The following is a 19,386-nucleotide window of genomic DNA, read 5'->3' as shown; positions in this document are numbered from 1 at the left end:
TTATTAGGTGGGACTTTATCTTTTTAGCCCAAGGAACATCTCCTGTAGGTTTCTTTTAATTGCCCTCATTATTCGTCACATTCTTTTTCCAGATTTGTATAATTCCTAAATTAAGTATTTAAGCATAATTAATTATGCATTAACTTCTCACTCTGTCAGACTTAGAGATGAAATTATATACAAATAATTTGCCATGAGTACTTATTATTATTCCTGAATTATAAATTATCACAATTTAGAGCCAACTTTTTTCAATTGCCATGAAATATTTTGAGTTAGGTCAAATTGGAGTGTGACTAAGTTATTTTAATTATTCCTGTTCTTGCTGATAAGTGGAAACGTAAACTTAAAAATATAGCAACTGTCATTAAGCAGGAACAGAAAATTAATTTCCTATTTTTGTCATCAAAATATATCCTTGACGAAAAAACTTTTATACCAATTTCATAAAATATTGCAAAGCGTGAGGACACACTTAACTGGGAACACCGGAGCTGGGAACAGAGAAAGAAAAACATAAATATTAAAGAGGAAAAAAGGTGGAAATTTTAGAATTTATGGAATTTATAATTTTTTCTTTTAAGAAGAAATCACAAATTAAGATGTAACTGCCTTTGCGTGAATTTGGTATGAGAAAGAATAAGTTTCCAAAGTAAATTTCCTCAAGTGAGAGATAGCAGCTCTATATATGATGTAAAAATTAACTAAATTACGAAATACATCAGGGAGTAATTGACAGTAAAATTGTCATAAATTTTTGAAATAAGTTTAGTCAATATTTAGCTAAACTCTTGCTCTGTAGTTATGGATAGAGCTTTCATCTATACGAGGGATAAAATGAGCGAAAAATTATCAGAATGGAAAGAAAAAAAATTAGAGATATTTTGGTGTCCAACTTACTCACCCAAGCACAACTTAATCGAAATTCTTTGGAAATTTATTAAGTATGAGTGGATTAAAGTTGATGAAACTCGAAAACTCTCCAAGCTTTCTTAACTATCTCAAAAAAGTTCTGGACAAAAATTGTCAAGAATATGTAATTAATTTTGTGTAGGTGCTTACTACTTTTGAGTTATGGAATATCTTTTTGTGTAAATCCCTAGGAGAAACAATAGAATATGAATAATTAACCTTTTTCCTTTTCTCTTAGATAACTAAATACCTTTTTCCTTTTTAATTCTGCTATAAAAGCAATACTTTTGATTAAGTTTAACTCTGTAGGAGCTTAAGTAGATAAGCATAAATCAACCCAATATTAGAAGGCGAGTTTTTAGAACTCTATAGCGCTGAAGTCAAAGCTTTCAGTTAAACCTGCCCCGACAATTTTTTTGACGTTTAATTAGACCTACCTACTTACCAGTTGAAGTTTGATTACTTGAAGTAATTTTGATGAATAAACTTAACTGATTTTATGTACTGAATTCTGGATAAATAAATTTCCGGGTTAGTACAATAAACTCTTGTAATAGGCAAGTAGACTCTATGGTTAACTCAGGTAGTCAATTTTTCTTTTTCTCCTCTACAGGAATAAAACACTGCACCTGTACTTAAATGGAATAGGAGAAACAACGGAATATCAATCATTAACTTTTTTTCTTCTCTCCTAGATAACTAAGCGTATTTTTCCTTTTTACTTCTGCGATCAAAGCAATACAGTTTATTAAATTTAACTGCGTAGTAGCTTACCAGTTGAAATTTGATTACTTGAAGTAATTTTGATGAATAAACTTAACTGATTTTATGTACTGAATTCTGGATAAATAAATTTCCGGGTTAGTACAATAAACTTTTGTAATAGGCAAATAGACTATATGGTTAACTCAGGTAGTCAATTTTTTTCCTCCACAGAAATAAAAAACTGCACCTGTACTTAAATAGAATCTGTTCCAATAAAAACTAATTCCATTGAAGAAGGAGACAGGAGACAGGAGACAGTCGGAAAATTACATGGGGATTCTAACCCCAAGTAATTTTGAACACCGTGTAGACGGTGGGGTATTAAACCCACAAAGAAAATGATAAAAACTAATATATATAGATAAATAAGCCAAATATGCGTATTTCTAAAACAGCTGTCCTAACCCTTGCTGCTCTCAGTTCCCAAAATTTAACTGCTAATGTTGATGTTTTACATAACTTAGGCGCTATACTTGGAAAACTACACCGCTATGAAGAGGCGATCGCTACTTTTGATCGGGCATTAAAAATTCAAGCAAATAAAACAGCAAAAAAGTTCATCCTCTTGCTTTACTGAATGGCAAAAAAGTTAAGACCGATAACTAGATTATTATTTTATAGTAGAAGGAAGAAAAAAGAAGGAAAAATCTTGCCTCTTTTTTATGGTATCTAAACACCTACGCAGAATGTAATTTCAGCTATTAGCAGTCAGCTCCTCGGTGCGGAATGCGCTCGCATTCAGCTTTTTAAGATAATTTCTTCTATATGATAGAGTTTATTGCGGGTAATATTGATTTTGGTAACATTCCATGAACTCCTTTATGAGGATTATTCACAACTTGAGTAATATGAAAATTCACAGCAATAGAACACAAAGTATAAGCATCTTCAGCACTCAACCCAACAAAATTTTCTAACCAACTAATCATTTGCTTTAAAGCTAATTCAAAAGCAGCATCTAAAGTATTGCCAAACCCAAACGAAATAATATCAGTCGATGTTTCTGCCATGGGAAAAATTAGTTGTAAATCTTGCCTAACCTTAATCTGAATAGTGCCATTCATTGAAGTTTCAATTGCCGTTACATTTATTTCTCCATCGCCCTGTGCAGAATGACCATCACCAATAGAAAATAAACCACCAGGCACAAAAACAGGTAAAAAAATTCGCGAACCAACTTGTAATTCTCGACAGTCAATATTTCCCCCATAAATACCAGGAGGAATAGATGAACGTTGAGTATTTTCTGTAGCAACTCCGAGAATTCCAAAAAATGGTTGAAGTGGAATTTTTATCCCACTATTAAGAGGAAATTCAGCTATCTTTTTTTCTAAATCTAGTGGAATAAAGTTTAGTTTTGCTTCTGTAAATTGTTCAGCTAATGCACCCCATCCCGGACGAATTGAATTAAATCCCATCGGTAAACTGGGGTAAATATTTTCCAGAATAATTTCTAATACATCTCCTGGTTTAGCATCATTAATATATATTGGTCCGGTTAATAAATGAGGACCAACACCAACTTTTCTTTCTGCTGGTAAATGGTGACAAATTTCTATAAATTCTGGAGTGATAAATTCTCTAGGTGCTCTGTCGTAAAGATAATAACCCGTGTAAGTTTCTACATCGACGCGATCGCCAGAATTAATGATTAATGCTGGTTCTAGTTTATGGGAAAAACCTCCTAAATGAACAGTGTTACATCGAGCTTTTAAAATATGCTTTTTCATCTTTTTTATTTTTTTTTAAGATTTATCGTATATAATACCTATCTAAATAAAATAATTTCAAATTTTCATAAACTTAACTTAAAATGATTCAAACTATAACTAAAACTAATCAAAATTTTAAACAGTTACAGTCGGGAATTGGTATTGGTTCACCCCTACCTCAAGATTGGGTATCTATCAAGAATGAAGCTCTAGTAATTATTGTAGGTTTAACTGGTGTAGGGAAAAGCACAGTCATTAATACATTAACTGAATCTGGATTAGATTTCACTTTACTTCCAAATCGACGCACCCTAACAACAGAATTAATTATTCCTCATATTACAGCCACAAATGAGCAAAACGTTCAAACAATTTGTCGTATAGACCGTTTTAAATATACTCGTCAGTATCAAAAAAGTTTTCCCGGTGGTATGGGTCATATTTTAACCCAGTTACAAGTTAATCCCTCTTTAATTAATCATCCATTAATTTTTGATGGTTTACGAGGAAAAAATGAAGTTACTTATGCTGCTAATACTTTGAAAAAAGCTAAATTTATAATTTTGGATGCCCCATTATCAGTTCGCTTAAAACGTCTTTTAACTAGAAGCGATGCTTTCGATAGAATCACAAAATATCCAGATAATGAAGTAGTTAATCCCCAAAAAATTATGAGTTTTTCTGACTTTGGTATACCCGAAGCATCCAATTTATTTACCTTTGATGAAGAGCAGGAAATTTTAACTCTACTGGAAAGAGGAGTATATAACTCTGTAGATGTTTGCGAACGATTAAACATTCTGGTTGAGGAGAGCAGAAATTATGATTCGGAAGCAACAAAAACAGCTTTACAGACAATTGCTCCTGAGCGAACTTTGCTTTTAGATACTACTAAGTTTTCACCTCAACAACTAACTCAAAAAATTCTTGCTTACTTATTACTTAAAAATTCGAGGGTTTAAGTCTCCTACTATTTTGTTGATCGGGGAATGCTCCCCTATCATAAACACAGTTTTTTTTAGTAGAAGGACCGAGTCAAAAGAGAATATTCCTGATGTTAAGCTTTTTGCTTCAGCTAGAGGTAGTGATAACTGATAACTGAAAATACTCCTATTTCCTGTTCCCTAAATTCAAAGATATTTTTACCTGAAACTTTCCAGATTTTATTAACTTTATATTCTGTTTAAAAGTAGTCATAGAATATTTTTAAGAAGCTGTTTTCTCAACTATATTCATTTTTTTAGGGAGTAGGAAGTAGAAAAGAAGAAAAATAACTGTACCTCAGTAACTTGAGAAACGCTATAATACCAAATTGATAAATTTTTCCTACAAATAGCTAGGATATTTCTTAGGAGTCAACCCACCCCTCGCCCCTCCCCCTCCCAAGAGGGGAAGTCAGTCGGACCGAGTCAGAATCAATGGCTTTTAATACCAGTTTTTAGATTGTAATTTATTTTTTTAGTCCAAGAGACATCTCCGATAAAGTATTTTAATTGCCCTGATTATTCGTAACATTCTTTTTCCAAATTGATATAATTTACTCAAATAACTATAAAAATATTAATTAGAATTTAAGATTGAGGGTTACTATAGCAATCCTAAATCATTTGTGATCATTTTATTGCTTCGGTGTTTCTCCCATACCTGTTCCCTATTCCCTAAAATCTACAATATCTCACAACTCAAATAAGACTGCTTTGCTATAGATTTTAACAATAACTTAAATGTTCTTAAATATTATTAAATATCTTTAATATATACCATTTTTTTGTGATATTAATTGTAATTAACCATACTAACCATAATTCCTGTAATATGTTTAGCTGAAAATTATAGAATTATGCCTAAACTAAAAAAATGCTATTAAGTAAATTAGCCATAGTTGATTCTACTCTGCGAGAAGGAGAACAATTTTTTAAATCTAACTTTTCTACGAGTGATAAAATTGAAATAGCTAGAGGATTAGATCAATTCGGAGTAGAATACATAGAAGTTACTTCTCCGAGAGCTTCTCCTCAATCCTATCAAGATTGTCAAAAATTAGTTCAATTAGGTTTACAAGCTAAAGTTGTCACTCACATTCGTTGCCATCTAGAAGATGCAAAAATAGCCCTAGATACAGGTGTAGATGGGATTAATCTGTTCATCAGTACTTCACAAATTTTACGTCAATTTGGTCACCGTAAAAGTATAGAAGAAATTATAGATATAGCTACAGAAGTTATCACTTTTATTCATCAAAAAAATCCTCAAGCAGAATTGCGTTTTTCTACTGAAGATTCATTTCGTAGCTCCCTTTCAGATTTACTGCGAGTCTATTTAGCAATTAATAAATTAGGAATAGTTAATCGTTTTGGAGTAGCTGATACAGTAGGTATAGCAACTCCTCACCAGGTTTATCAACTAATTCAAAATATAAGACAATGCTTTTGTGAGGATATAGAATTTCACGCTCATAATGATACAGGTTGTGCAATTGCTAATAGTTTTACTGCTTTTGAAGCAGGGGCAACTCATATTGATACAACTGTTTTAGGGATTGGTGAACGTAATGGCATTACTCCTTTAGCTGGATTAATTGCTCGTCTTTATACCCTCGAACCAGAAGCTTTAAACAATAAATATTCTCTATCTTATCTCCATAAATTAAATCAATTAGTAGCGGAAAAAATTGAACTTTCTATTCCTTTTAATCATTGCATTGTAGGGGAAGCTGCATTTAATCATAAAGCTGGAGTTCATACTAAAGCAGTTATCAATAATTCTAGAACTTATGAAGCAATAAATCCCACTGACTTTGATTTAAATCGGTCAATTTTAATTAATCATAAACTTACAGGTAAAAATAGTATTGCTCATCGTGCTCTTAAACTCGGTCTGAATTTAGACAACTTCCAAATTCAAACTATTACTCAAACAATTAAAAATTTAGCCGACCGACAAAAGATGACCTTAGAAAACGTGGATGAAATTTTGTTATCATCCCAAAAAAATATGTAAGCAATCAGCAATCAGGAGTCAGCTATCAGTTATCAGTTATCAGTTATCAGTTATTAACTTATTATCTGAATATCAAATTCAAAAAAGGTCGCTACAGTACTAATATCAATAATCCTAGTAACAGACTAAAGCACTGTAACAGTATTTTTTGAAAATGGTATTATACCAATTTGATAAATGTTTGTTACAAATGGTAGGGACGCCCTTATGCAACGTCCGTATGAAAGAAGGAAGAGGAAAGAAGAAAGAAGGGATAAATATTGAAAAAAAGGGAAAAACAATATAAATAACTATCTAAAATGAACTGGACTAGCTATTTTTAAGCATATTCGAGCAAGGTCTACCTTTTTGTAGCATTCTTTTTTCAAATTGCTATTAGAAGGAGAATTAAAAATTATGTTTATCAAAATAATTGGGCTTTAAAACTCCGCCTTTTCAGGCGAAATGTTTTTGGACAGTTGCTCAAATCCCAGTTACAAAAACAACTTCTGACTTCTGACTTCTGACTTCCTTAAGCAGCATTCCGCACCGAAAGAAAAAGGTAACAAGCTAACCTTAGTAAGTCCTTTACGTTCATGCATCTGTATTGCAGAGTATGACAAATGGAAATGCTAATAGCTGAGTGCTTACAAAAATATTGGTTAAATTTTTTTAGCATTACTGCCAAATCTACCACAATATTAATATATTCCTTTGTTCCCAAAGAATAAAGACACCACTAAAAAGCACAAAAATAATTACTAGCTGACGGAACAATTGAGGACTCATTTTTTCTAATACTAAATTACCCAACCAATTACCTGGAAAAGCAGCTATTCCTATGAGCATTCCATATCCAAACAAAGGCAAAGTTAAAGTACCAAAAATGGCGTAGGCGATCAACTTAACAATATGAACTACCATCCGGTTCACTGCTTGAGTGCCCAATAGTTCCTCTTTTTCCAAGCCAAAATTCAGGTAAAAAGGTGCAAGTATCGGTCCCATACTACCAATAATGCCAGACAAAAAGGAATAAATAAAACCTGCTGGTAAAAAATACCAAGCACGAACAGTAAAAGATTGGTCTTGATTCTTAATAATTAAATTTATCCCAGAGATAACTAGAAATAATCCTACTAAAAAACTCAGCCATCCTACAGAAATTTGGGTCAACATAAATGCCCCCAAACAAGCACCAACAATAGCACCAGGTAGTTCCCAAAAAATCACTGTCCAGTTAATTTTTTGCCGATAAGTAAAAGCACGTTCAGCATTACCAATAATTGCTCCAGTTGTAATAATTGGTGGGATGGCTAAAGCTCCTAAAAAAAAACCAATGAATGGCATTAACAGAAATGAACTACCACCACCTGCTAGAGTACTGACAAACCACCCAACAATACTTGCTAATGTTAGCCACAAATAGGTCATATTCTTTGAAAAATTATAATATTTTACTACTAATTATTTCGGCTTTATTTCTGTAAGCATTCAGCCGCCAGCTATCGGCTATTGCTTTTAATTTTAGATAAAAGCTTTACTAATTGAGTCATAATTGATACTTACTATAAAAGCTGGCTTGAAAGTCTATATTTATTCAAACCCCCTCATGAGAGCTGAGAGCTGACAGCTAATAGCTGTTTGCGCAGCATTCCGCAGGAAATGCTTACTAATTTTTTGATTTATAAGTTTGACTATTCTACCAATATTAAAGGGAGATTAAATAAGGGTTTTTAACAATATTACAGAAGCTCAAAATCAACTTAAGGAATGATAATTGGATGACTGTTTAATTCCCGATAGAACTCCATTCCATTCACGGGAGGGAAAAACAATCCCTTCACTTCATAAAGTAAATCTTTCCATACTCCCTTATTTATAAATATTCAACTGACGTGATAGTATAGTACGTTATTTTTGAGGTACTGATAACTGATAACTGAAATGACCGTAAATTAAAAATTATATTATAGTGGAAATCCTCTTTCAAACTTCTCTGATAGAAAAATCTAAGGTTTTAAATTTTCTATTTCATATCAATAATCTTCTCCAGAACCTACCAATAAAAATTTAGTAGTTTCTAGAGAAGGAATCACTCAAAACATTGATTGATTCAAAACTTCATTAACATTGCTACTTAAGAAAGCGGCTATTCATAATATAACCCTTCTATCGGTACACCATCCTCATGTTTGTTTTCCTTTGATTTTCCTGGTAATGACTGACCATCAATACCAATACGATTAACTGGAATTTTTTCCTTTTCTGCACCTACTCTCAACATAACTAGAGGTTCATCTCCACAACTTTGAAACTTGTAAAAACCACCTCTAGGGATTAATATACCTTGGTTTCTGCTGAACACTCCAACTTCACCATCTTTGCCAAAAAACCTAGCTTGTCCAGCTAAAATTACAAAAGTATGGTCCTCTCCAGGATGAGAGTGTAGAACATTTTCTCCCCCTTGAGCGTAACATTTAATTCTCACGCTCATTAAATCAGTTTTAGCGATGGTATAGTCACTTCTTCCCTTGCTCAAAAGTTGAGTTTTGAGTTGAAAAGTTTGAAGTTCTGGACTTTGATTAGAAACTTTTTCTGTTAATTCTTGATTAGCAACCATAGCAGGTATTTTTTTTACAGAAAACACTAAACATAAACAATAGTATATTAGCCGAGTTCTCTAATAATATTCATTATAAAAATATTAATTTTTACTTCATCCAATTCATCAATCCTAGTCTAAGTAATACCAAATCCAGATATCAAAAGCACGTTTTTCAAATTCTTCTCTAATCCTTCTTCTCTCTACCTTCTTCCTTACCTTCATAAATAAAGGTTCTGTATAAACCGGATTGAGTATAATTAGCGGTCAAAAAAACAACTCTATTCTCATCCAACTTGATTGTATTAAGTATTTAAATTTAAGTCCAAAACAGATTTTCTCAAGAAGGAGCAAATCCCTAGATGATTTGTTTGCCATTGGGTGCTTCATCTGTAAAAATAAGCCTACCTTAATCAGCTAACAATTTCTCCATGAACTTCACTGCGGATGCGGTTACCACGCTGACATTGTTTCAATTTCACATTATCAATAAAAAACTTTACAGCCAAATCTATAGTCCCTTCTCCAGTGCTTTTTATTGTCACATTGTTCATCCAAATTTTGGGATGTTGCCAAGCAGCATAAATTTGAAATCTATCCTCCATCCATTTCCATAACTCTTCGCCATAGTTATCTAACTTAGTTTCTAAGAAACTATTATTAGCATTAACAATTTGCTGTAAAAATTTATCCATGCCTCATAGAAGACCACTATATATAAAATAAAGGCTAAAATAGTCCAAATTAGTAAACCTCCTAGAAAATTACTTAGCTCCTCTTTAATCAAGAGCAGGAAATTGATTCTTGGAGAGTCTAATACTTGTAAAATTGTCAACATAGTCTAAATTAATTCCTATCCATTTTTTCAGTTGAAACTAAACTAAAAGTTAAAATTTATAAGTTTAAATTTTAAATTTAACAACCAATAACCGAAAAATAAGGTCTCAAGTCTCCCCTTTTAAGGAGATAAAAAAAGAGAACTCCGTATTTTCGTAGCCTCCTGCTTCAGTCGGAGGTATTGATATAGCGCTACGCGCAAGTCAGAAGTTATATCATGTCCGGTTGAACAGTTATAAATAAACGATGAAGGAGTCAGGAGTCAGGAGTCAGGAGTCAGGAGGGAAGAAAGAAGAAGAAGGAGAAAGTTTTTTTTATCACTAATTATCCGGACATGATATTAGAAGTCAGTAGGGACATTAACGATAGTTATGCGAAGCAAAATATCATTAACACCCCTACAGAAGTAATCCCTGACTGAGTTTGAGGATTTATCAATGTCCGCGCCCTATTTGTGTAGTGCTATAACTGATAACTGAAATGACCCATCCTAACTGCCAATAATCTCCCCCATGGCCAGACGAGTACCATTAGCAAAATCCCAACCAGAAACCGCCTTCTTTCCAGACAACTGCACCTGCCACAATAACAACCAACCAGCGCCAGTTTGTAGCACTGGTCCCAAACCCTTAATAACTTTCACTACTTCCCCCACACTCCCAGAAACCCCAGACTCAGAAGACCACACCTTCTCTAACTTCTGCAACTCAGGTGGCAACTCCGACCAATATTCAGCACCTACTGGCACAGTTGCCATTACCTTCAAAGACTGACCCCGAAAACTTGTGACACAGTTGGGAAAAAACCCCCTTACTTGGTTGTGAATTTCCAAAGCACTCCTTGACCAGTCAATTTGATAATCAGAATTTTGAATCAGCGGAGCGTAAGTTGCCAAAGAATTATCTTGAGGAATAGGTTCAATATCCCCTGTCTCTAACTTCAACAAAGTTTCCCATAATAAATCAGACCCATCCTTTGCCAAAACTTCCGCCACAGATGCAGCATTATCCAATAAACCAATAGGAATAATACTCTTCAACAACATTGGACCCGTATCCATCCCCACATCCATCAACATCGTGGTATTACCTGTTTCCTTCTCACCATAATAGATAGACCACTGAATAGGAGCAGCACCGCGATACTTCGGCAAAATCGAACCATGAACATTTACACAACCCAACTTCGGCATATCTAAAATTTCCGCAGACAAAATCTGTCCATAAGCAACTACCACAAATACATCTACTTGTGCTTGTCGTAATAAATTGAGAGTTTCAGTATGTTTTTTAACTCGACGGGGTTGCCAAACAGGGATACTGTGAGAAACTGCTAGTGACTTAACTGGAGATGGGATAAGTTTATTGCCACGTCCCCGTCGCTTATCAGGTTGAGTGACAACTGCCACAACTTCAATTTCTGGACGGGTTAATAATTTTTCCAGAGTAGGAACAGCAAATTGGGGTGTGCCAAAGAATATTATTTTCATAGAATTATAAGAAGTCAAAAGTCAAAAGTTAAAAGTTAAAAGTCAAAATTTAAAAGTTAGATTTTATAGAAGCTCAAAACTTTGATGCTACAGTAATTTCAGGAAATTATTTAACACTTAAAGTTTGAAACTATTTGTGACATTTTTCAAGTGAATTGGTACAAGATAGGGGAGCTGTTGGATTGGTGAGGTACAAAAGTCAGAAGTAATCCCTGACGCTCGTTAGTATACTTAATAATAGGAGTTTTATGTTGAGAAACTAAGACGTTATAGTTAGATATTTGGGGCGGTTTTATTTAATCTGGTGGTTAAACTCGTTAATTTAAACGTCGTGACTTCTAGTAAATATGTAGGGTTTGCTGATTAATTCTCAAAGTATTGATAAACATAAGGTATTAGCCTTTTTGGGGTTCAAAAAAGTGCCAGCTTTTCGGTGCCTGTGAGCTGCAAAAAGCTAGTATAGCGCTGTGCGCAGGCAACAGGCAACAGCTCATCTGGCAACAGGGGGAATAAAAAACCGATAATATTAAGACTTTTAGCTATTGGACATCTCCTGCAATTTGTAAATATGCCAGCGCACATTGCTATATTTTTGGCTGACTATGGTAGAAAAATCAAGGGACAATTCTTACTCCTACCTCCTCTAAATTCCTATTTCTCCTGTCTCCTGTCTCTTGTCTCCTGTCTCCTGTCTCCTAGTGAATATGTACCTTAGACATTTACATTTACGACAGTTTCGGAACTATCTAGACCAGAAAGTTAATTTTGATGCTGCCAAAACAATTTTAGTGGGAGATAATGCCCAAGGTAAATCTAATCTACTGGAGTCAGTAGAGTTACTTTCCACTCTCAAATCTCATCGGGTTAGTCGCGATCGCGATTTAATCCTAGATGGCAAACCAGCGGGACAAATACAAGCTAACTTAGAAAGGCAAGTTGGCAATATTGAGCTGACTTTAACTGTACGGAGTCAAGGTAGACGCACTGTAGCAATTAATGGTGAAACTTTACGTCGCCATTTAGACTTTTTAAGCATTCTGAAAGTGGTTCAGTTTTCTAGTCTAGATTTAGATTTAGTCAGAGGTGGACCTGAAGTACGCCGTCACTGGTTAGACCGACTATTGGTACAACTCGAACCTGTTTATGCTCACATTTTGCAACAGTACAATCAAGTTTTGCGTCAACGGAATGCTTTGTTAAAACAGATTCGCCAACAGAAAATGGCAGCAGAAACTACTGGTTCCATAAATTCTATTTCTACTCAGGAGTTAGCTTTGTGGGATGCCCAGTTGGCAACTACTGGAGCGCGGGTAATTCGCCGAAGACAGCGTGTTTTACAGAGGTTAGCACCGTTAGCGAGTGAGTGGCACCGGGCGATCGCTGGAAATATAGAAGTTTTGCAGATGGAATATTTAGCGAATGTGATGGTTGATAGCAAGGAATTGATTATTCAAGATAGTTTGGATGGCGTGCGTCAAGCTTTTTTAGAAAAAATCAAGGTACGGGCGATCGCCGAACAATATCAAGGTACTACAGTAGTAGGTCCTCATCGAGATGATGTAGTTTTTACTATTAATGATACTCCAGCACGACAATATGCTTCTCAAGGACAGCAGCGCACTTTGGTGTTAGCGTTAAAGTTGGCGGAGTTGCAACTTATTGAGCAGGTAGTAAGGGAACCGCCGTTGTTGTTATTGGATGATGTGTTGGCAGAGTTAGATTTGCATCGACAAAATCAGTTGTTAGAAGCAATTACTGACCGTTTTCAAACGTTGATTACAACTACTCATTTAGGGTGTTTTGATGGTCAGTGGTTACAAGATACTCAAATTCTTTCGGTGCGATCGGGACAAATTAGTTATTTCTGGGATTTTTGATTATTCGATCGTGGTCAAACAATTGACATTTGACAAAAATAAAAAATTGTAGTAATAGAATATTTTTTTGATATTTAACTACACTAAAATGTCAAATTGAGCTAGACTATACTATGAAATAATCAATAACAAATTAGCTACCATAGCAAATAAAGTTCTATGAAACGTTTTATTTCTCGTGTACTAGCCTTAGTTTTAGTTTGTGTAATAGGTTTGATGGGCTGTTCTAATAATCCCGCAACTTTAAGTGGAAATTATCAAGAAGACACATTAGCTTTAATAAATACCTTAAAAACAGCTATTGAGTTACCAGAGAATACAGAAAGTAAGGCGGAAGCTCAAGCAATAGCACGTCAAACAATTAATGATTATGCCTCTCGCTACCGACGTGATAATTCTGTATCGACTTTACCTTCTTTTACCACTATGCGAACTGCTCTTAATTCTTTAGCAGGGCATTATAGTTCTTATCCAAATCGTCCTGTGCCTGAAAAATTGAAGAAGCGTTTAAATCAAGAATTTAGACAAGTAGAACTTGCTTTAAAGCGGGGAGCGTAATTCTCAGATTAAATTATGATTATCGCAATTACTATACTGTTGAAGTACAAAGTTACTGGTTTTAGAGAAAAGGAAAAATAAAATAGGGAAAATAAGTGTATCTTAAACTAAGTCTGAGAAACACTATATTAATTCTTACTTTAGCAATTATCTCTTTGCCTTTTAACTAAAGAAAATATTTTTTATACCTCTAGAAATATGGCAGTTATATTTAAGTTGTGCAGAAAATATTTGGGAATTTAGAAATAAGGAAAAGGGGTTAATAACTGACATTTTTTTGTCTATACAATTCTGGATTTTTGACCAATAATTTAAGAATGCTATAGAACTGGAAATAACAGAAAAATAATTGCTGAAAAAAACACAAAAACTGAGACAAAATTTGAACAAAAATGTGAGGTGATATTTAGAGGTTCTTTTCATTGAACTTATGAACTTCCCATAGACTATGAGATGATAGTCATCATAGTTAAGATCTTCAATTTCTAAAATCAATGAAAGAGTATTAATTCAAATTATTGTAGTTATAACTATATCCTACCTCCTATTATTTAGTACAAAATAGGTTGTAGGTATTCGACTAATTTTAATTTGTCTTACAAAGAAGGTGAAAAAATCATCAATTCCTCAGTTTTTTCTTAGTAGCTGTATAAATTCGGGTAACTATAATCCGAATTTTTTTTTGTCAATCTTAGGTGAGCATAAATATAGCAATGAGCGCTGGTATATTTACAAATTGTAGTAGGGGCAAAAGAGCTAGAAGTCTTATATGATTCCTACGGAATGCTTGCGCAAACGGCAATTTATTCCCCCTGTTCCCAGTTAAGTGTTCCCTGTTCCCTGCGCACAGCGCTATAAACGCAATATTAGAAGGCGGGTTTTTAGAACTCAAACGTGCTTTACATCAAAGCTTTTGGTTAAACCCGCCCCGACAATTTTTTTAACGTTTAATTAGACCTACCTACTTAGCAGTAGGTTCTTTGGCATTTGACAATCAAATTTCAGTGAAAAGGGAGTAGGAAGCAGGGAGTAGGAAATAAACGAATGTCCGCGCACTATTTATTTGCGTAGCGCTATACAATTTATTCTTAAACTATACTGAAAGACTAGGTATTGACCGAATAGCTAATCAATAATTATATCAAGTCTTATTAATTAGGAAGTCTTTTAGTAGGGGTAGGAGATAGGAGACAGGAGACAGGAGACAGGAGTTAGGGGAATTGTAGAGGAGGTAGTCGGAAAAATTGTAAGAGTGATTTTTCTGCCATAATCGCCCCAAAACACTAGCTTTTTGAGCTTGAGCGACCGAAAAGCTTGCACTTTTTCTAGGCAAAAAAAGGCTGAAACCAATATCAGTCAATGCTTTGATATTTAATCAGCAAGCCCTAATTAGCCAAGGGTAAAAATGTTCTTCTCTGTAGGCGAGAATATTTTTTCGGTGCGGAATTCTGCGCAAACAAATTTCCCCTTGTTCCCTACTGCTCCCTACTCCCTAAATTTTTCCGAAGTGGTTATTCAAAGAGACATGATATTATAGCGCTGTGCGCAGGCAACAGGCAACAGGCAACAGCTCCGGAAGGGGGAATAAAAAACCGATAATATCAGGCTTTTAGCTATTGGACAGTTACTGTAATTTGTAAATATGCCAGCGCACATTGCTATAGGTGTTATTCTGTTTATTTGTATGAGGAAATAAATTTAATTATTCTTATGAACAAAACTTATACTTCACAGAAAAGAATTAAAGCAAAAAAAACCTTATATCATGCCCTACTAGGCACCTTATTTTGCCTAGTAGCAAATCCATTATTTTCGTATCAGCAACCAGCTCAAGCACAAACAGATGCTTATTGTCGGTTGTCACCAGAAGCGATCGCTACAAAAGAAAACTTACGTCAAGCAGTCTTAACAGGAAATAAAGAAGTAGAAAAACAATATCAAGATATCTTGATTCAACACGGTAGAGAAGTAAACAACTGTCGCCTGAGAAACTGGCCAAAAACTCAAGGCATATGGTTGCGACTATATCCTTGTGATGCTAGACCAGGAGAAATCGACAGAATACTCGACCATGTAGTTAATAAAGGCTACAATCAAGTTTACATAGAAGCTTTTTATGATGGACAAGTACTTCTTCCCGCAGCAAATAACCCCACAGTTTGGCCGTCTGTACTGCGCGTCCCTGGTTATGAAAATGTCGATCTATTAGCTGAGAGTCTCAAAAAAGCAGGCGATCGCGGTCTACGAGCTTATGCTTGGGTATTTACCATCAACTTTGGCTATACTTACTCTCAACTACCCAACCGTCAACAAGCTTTAGCTCGCAACGGTAAAGGTCAAACAACCCTTGATGTGATTCCAGACAATACGAGTTTGCACGACCAATTAGGTGCAAGTCATGCTTTTCATACATTCATTGACCCTTACAGTCCAGAAGCACGTCAAGATTATACAGTGATGATTAATGAGGTACTCAAACGCCGACCTCAAGGTGTTTTATTCGACTACGTTCGTTATTTGCGGGGAGTAGGACCAGACTCTGTAGCGGATGAAGTAAAAGATTTATGGGTTTATGGTGAAGCTTCTAGGAAAGTTCTATTGCAACGTGCGAAAAATGAAGCAGGAAAGGAATTACTCACAAGATTTTTAGACAAAGGATATGTTACTTCTGGAGATATTTCTGCGGTTTCTTACAAGCAAACTCCTAAGTGGCAAAATTTCTTTTCACCTGCTACTACTGAATCTGCTACTGGTAGACTACCGAAAGGAGGTTCGGGACGACAAGTTTGGGAATTGAGTGTTGCTCATGCAGCTCAAGGAATACTTGACTTTCTCAAGGTGGCGACTAAACCAGTGAAACAAAGAGGTCTTTCTGCTGGTGCTGTATTTTTTCCTGGTGGTAACAAAAGGGTACGCGATAATGGGTTTGACTCTCGACTCCAACCTTGGGATCAATTTCCAGCTTCAATGGAATGGCATCCCATGTCTTATGGAACTTGTGGCGATCGCAACCCCAGTTGTATTGTTTCAAAAGTAGAGATAGTGGTAAGTATGGCACCAAATGGGGTATCAGTTATTCCGGCGATCGCTGGAGTTTGGGGACAACCTGTTACTGGTCGCCCTTCCTTGGAGATCCAAATGCAAGCTATTAGAAGAGCAACTCCTCAAATTAATTCTATTAGTCATTTTTCTTATGGTTGGCAAAATGTGGAAGAAACCCGCGAACGTAAGTCTTGTCGGTTGTGAAAATAGAATTACAGCGCTTCCCGCTGTAATCAGATCATATAGTGGGCAATATGCCCGCACTACAAGGTTTTCACTATTTACCTTGTACATCATTTTCCGGTAGGGAAGTTGCATCCAACGTCCCGACCTGCTAAATTAAGGGAACACAATTAATTTTCCTTGGTAACTGATAACTGATAACTGAAAAGATGACTCCAGAAGAATATCTAGCATGGGAAGAAGAGCAACCCGTAAAATATGAATATATCAATGCCAAAGTCTACGGGATGACTAGAGAAACTCTTTCTCATAATGACATTGCTCTCAACTTAGCGTCTGCTTTAAAAAGTCACCTGCAAGGAAAAGGTTGTAGAGTGCAAATCGCAGATACTAAAGTCGCAGTTTCCAGCAATGGTTCCTTTTTCTACCCCGATGTAGTTGTAAGTTGCGATCCACGAGACACAAAATCTAGAAATATTATCTATTATCCCTGTTTAATTGTAGAAGTTTGATCATCAAGTACAGAAAATTTCGACCGCGCTCAAAAATTCCAACATTATCGTCAGATAGAAAGTCTCAAAGAATATGTTCTTATTGACTCAGAAAAGATATGTATTGAATACTATCAAATTAATGAAAAAAATAAATGGGAACTTACTACTTATTCTCTTGAGGAAATAGCTGATAGTAAACAGGAATTTTCGCTTAAATTAGAAAGCATTAATTTTGAATTTACTACTTCTTTATTGTACGAAAATGTAGTTTTCCCAGAAAAAATAAATATTGAAGAGGAAGGAATAGAAAATCCGAAACAACAATATATTTCTTCTCCTCAAGACGTTCAATCTCCTGAAAAAGAAACTCCTGAAAAACAAACCAGACCAATCAGACGTTTTGCAGATTGGTGGGAAACAACTGCTATTGAGAAATTTGTAGAAGATATAGACTATTTGTTAACAAATTTCGCAATTTTAAATGTTGTTGGTTTGCTTGCCAATATTACTCTTATTGTTAGTTTAGTGAGCTGGTTTACGGAGCGTAAAGAACGAAAAGAAGAAAGACATTTTTCTACCTGGAGTATTATTAATGAAGGTCAAGGCGATAAATCTGGGGTTGTGAAAACTGCAGTAGAACGATTAAATCAAGAAGGATTTTCTTTATCTGGTCTACAACTTAATAAAACTAATCTCCATGACGCTAACCTCATTGGAGCTAGACTATTTCAAGCTAACTTTAGTGAAGCTATACTCAGTAGGAATAAACTGGCTAAAGCTAATCTGGTTTTAGCTAACCTCAGTAAAGTTTTCTTCATTGGAGCTGACGTCAGTGAAGCTTACCTCAATGGAGCTAACCTTAGCCAAGCTAACATGATTGGAACTAAGTTTACTAAAGCTAACCTTGGTGGAACTAACCTCAGTGAAGCTAACTTCGATTTAGTTAACCTTGATGGAGCTAACCTCCGTGGAGCTTACCTTTTTAATGCAAAAAACCTCACTAATGCACAAATAAAATTAGCCTGCAATTGGAAAGAAGCAACTTATGTAAAGAGTACAATACAAACAAACAATATAAACACATTATTTCAAGAGAATATAGACACAATATCTGACAAAAGAATAGACACTACAAGATTTGAATTTCAATGGATTGCTGAAAATAAGCAAGCTAACCAAGAGAGGATAAAGGAAATTGAGCAAGATAAAGATTCTGACCCGGAAATTCCTCCTGATTGTTCTATATGGGATTCAAGAATTTAGAATTTAGAATTTAGAATTTAGAATTACCTCTCCTTGAAAAGAAGAGGATTGACAAAGAGATGAAAATTTTTATTTATTATCCCCTTAAAAAGGGAGCTATAATGTAGGTTGGGTAGAACGAAGTGAAACCCAACAATACCTTACCTCATTATTGTTCAATACAGTTGAGTTAAGGATTTTTTTTGCAGTTTTATAATCTCAAGAGCTACTATAATTGTAGGTTGGGTAGAAGGAAGTGTTAGGGTCGCTTATCCGTAGGATAAACCCAACAATACCTTACCTCATTATTGTTCAATACAATTGAGTTAAGGATTTTTTTTGCAGTTTTATAATCTCAAGAGCTACTATAATTGTAGGTTGGGTAGAACGAAGTGAAACCCAACAATACCTTACCTCATTATTGTTCAATACAGTTGAGTTAAGGATTTTTTTTGCAGTTTTATAATCTCAAGAGCTACTATAATTGTAGGTTGGGTAGAAGGAAGTGTTAGGGTCGCTTATCCGTAGGATAAACCCAACAATACCTTACCTCATTATTGTTCAATACAATTGAGTTAAGGATTTTTTTTGCAGTTTTATAATCTCAAGAGCTACTATAATTGTAGGTTGGGTAGAACGAAGTGAAACCCAACAATACCTTACCTCATTATTGTTCAATACAGTTGAGTTAAGG

At 34.9% G+C, this 19,386-nt stretch carries 13 protein-coding genes and 1 pseudogene; 9 read left to right on the top strand and 5 right to left on the bottom strand.

What is annotated here, in order from left to right:
* Positions 1-804: 804 nt before the first annotated feature.
* On the top strand, positions 805-996 hold the full coding sequence (locus F6K18_RS04460) for a transposase (protein ID WP_287519029.1): 192 nt from the start codon (positions 805-807) through the stop codon (positions 994-996).
* Between the two features lie 1,057 nt (positions 997-2,053).
* Complete coding sequence (locus F6K18_RS04455) at positions 2,054-2,254, top strand: tetratricopeptide repeat protein (RefSeq protein ID WP_287519028.1); 201 nt, start codon at positions 2,054-2,056, stop codon at positions 2,252-2,254.
* A 184-nt stretch (positions 2,255-2,438) separates the two neighbouring features.
* Here the strand turns inward: F6K18_RS04455 and F6K18_RS04450 are convergent, their stop codons facing one another.
* Positions 2,439-3,407 carry an acetamidase/formamidase family protein gene (locus tag F6K18_RS04450; protein WP_287519026.1) on the bottom strand — a complete coding sequence of 323 codons (969 nt, stop codon included), beginning with the start codon at positions 3,405-3,407 and terminating at the stop codon, positions 2,439-2,441.
* An 83-nt stretch (positions 3,408-3,490) separates the two neighbouring features.
* Here F6K18_RS04450 and F6K18_RS04445 point away from each other — a divergent pair, with 83 nt between their 5' ends.
* Entirely contained in the window at positions 3,491-4,351 is an 861-nt protein-coding gene (locus F6K18_RS04445; RefSeq protein ID WP_287519025.1) for an AAA family ATPase, read from the top strand.
* An 895-nt stretch (positions 4,352-5,246) separates the two neighbouring features.
* Positions 5,247-6,389, top strand: coding sequence for a homocitrate synthase (lysS, locus tag F6K18_RS04440; RefSeq protein WP_287519022.1), 1,143 nt, complete (start codon positions 5,247-5,249; stop codon positions 6,387-6,389).
* A gap of 669 nt (positions 6,390-7,058) precedes the next feature.
* On the opposite strand, the gene F6K18_RS04435 is transcribed toward lysS, so the two are convergent.
* From F6K18_RS04435 to fmt, 4 genes are all read right to left on the bottom strand, one after another.
* Positions 7,059-7,799, bottom strand: a complete 741-nt coding sequence (locus tag F6K18_RS04435) for a sulfite exporter TauE/SafE family protein (RefSeq protein ID WP_287519019.1) — start codon at positions 7,797-7,799, stop codon at positions 7,059-7,061.
* Between the two features lie 718 nt (positions 7,800-8,517).
* On the bottom strand, positions 8,518-8,988 hold the full coding sequence (locus F6K18_RS04430; protein WP_287519016.1) for a cupin domain-containing protein: 471 nt from the start codon (positions 8,986-8,988) through the stop codon (positions 8,518-8,520).
* A gap of 395 nt (positions 8,989-9,383) precedes the next feature.
* Positions 9,384-9,665, bottom strand: a complete 282-nt coding sequence (locus F6K18_RS04425; RefSeq protein WP_287519014.1) for a hypothetical protein — start codon at positions 9,663-9,665, stop codon at positions 9,384-9,386.
* Positions 9,666-10,297: 632 nt separating this feature from the next.
* Positions 10,298-11,296: a methionyl-tRNA formyltransferase gene (gene fmt, locus F6K18_RS04420; RefSeq protein ID WP_287519011.1), complete on the bottom strand. Its 999-nt coding sequence runs from the start codon at positions 11,294-11,296 to the stop codon at positions 10,298-10,300.
* 704 nt (positions 11,297-12,000) lie between these two features.
* On the opposite strand from fmt, the gene recF reads away from it, so the two are divergent.
* The 5 genes and pseudogenes from recF (at position 12,001) to F6K18_RS36440 (ending at position 18,713) form a co-directional block, all read left to right on the top strand.
* A complete protein-coding gene (gene recF / locus F6K18_RS04415; RefSeq protein WP_287519008.1) occupies positions 12,001-13,173 on the top strand; it encodes a DNA replication/repair protein RecF in 1,173 nt (390 codons plus the stop codon).
* Between the two features lie 159 nt (positions 13,174-13,332).
* Positions 13,333-13,731 carry a photosystem II protein Psb27 gene (gene psb27, locus F6K18_RS04410; RefSeq protein ID WP_287519006.1) on the top strand — a complete coding sequence of 133 codons (399 nt, stop codon included), beginning with the start codon at positions 13,333-13,335 and terminating at the stop codon, positions 13,729-13,731.
* A 1,710-nt stretch (positions 13,732-15,441) separates the two neighbouring features.
* Positions 15,442-16,977, top strand: coding sequence for a hypothetical protein (locus F6K18_RS04405; RefSeq protein WP_287519003.1), 1,536 nt, complete (start codon positions 15,442-15,444; stop codon positions 16,975-16,977).
* A gap of 188 nt (positions 16,978-17,165) precedes the next feature.
* A pseudogene (locus F6K18_RS04400) lies at positions 17,166-17,645 on the top strand (Uma2 family endonuclease); the annotation flags it as partial.
* Between the two features lie 57 nt (positions 17,646-17,702).
* On the top strand, positions 17,703-18,713 hold the full coding sequence (locus F6K18_RS36440; protein ID WP_353735012.1) for a pentapeptide repeat-containing protein: 1,011 nt from the start codon (positions 17,703-17,705) through the stop codon (positions 18,711-18,713).
* Positions 18,714-19,386 lie beyond the last annotated feature (673 nt).

Source organism: Okeania sp. SIO2C2, from assembly GCF_010692625.1.
GTDB classification, from domain to species: domain Bacteria; phylum Cyanobacteriota; class Cyanobacteriia; order Cyanobacteriales; family Microcoleaceae; genus Okeania; species Okeania hirsuta.
This window is presented reverse-complemented; position numbering and strand designations above follow the sequence as displayed.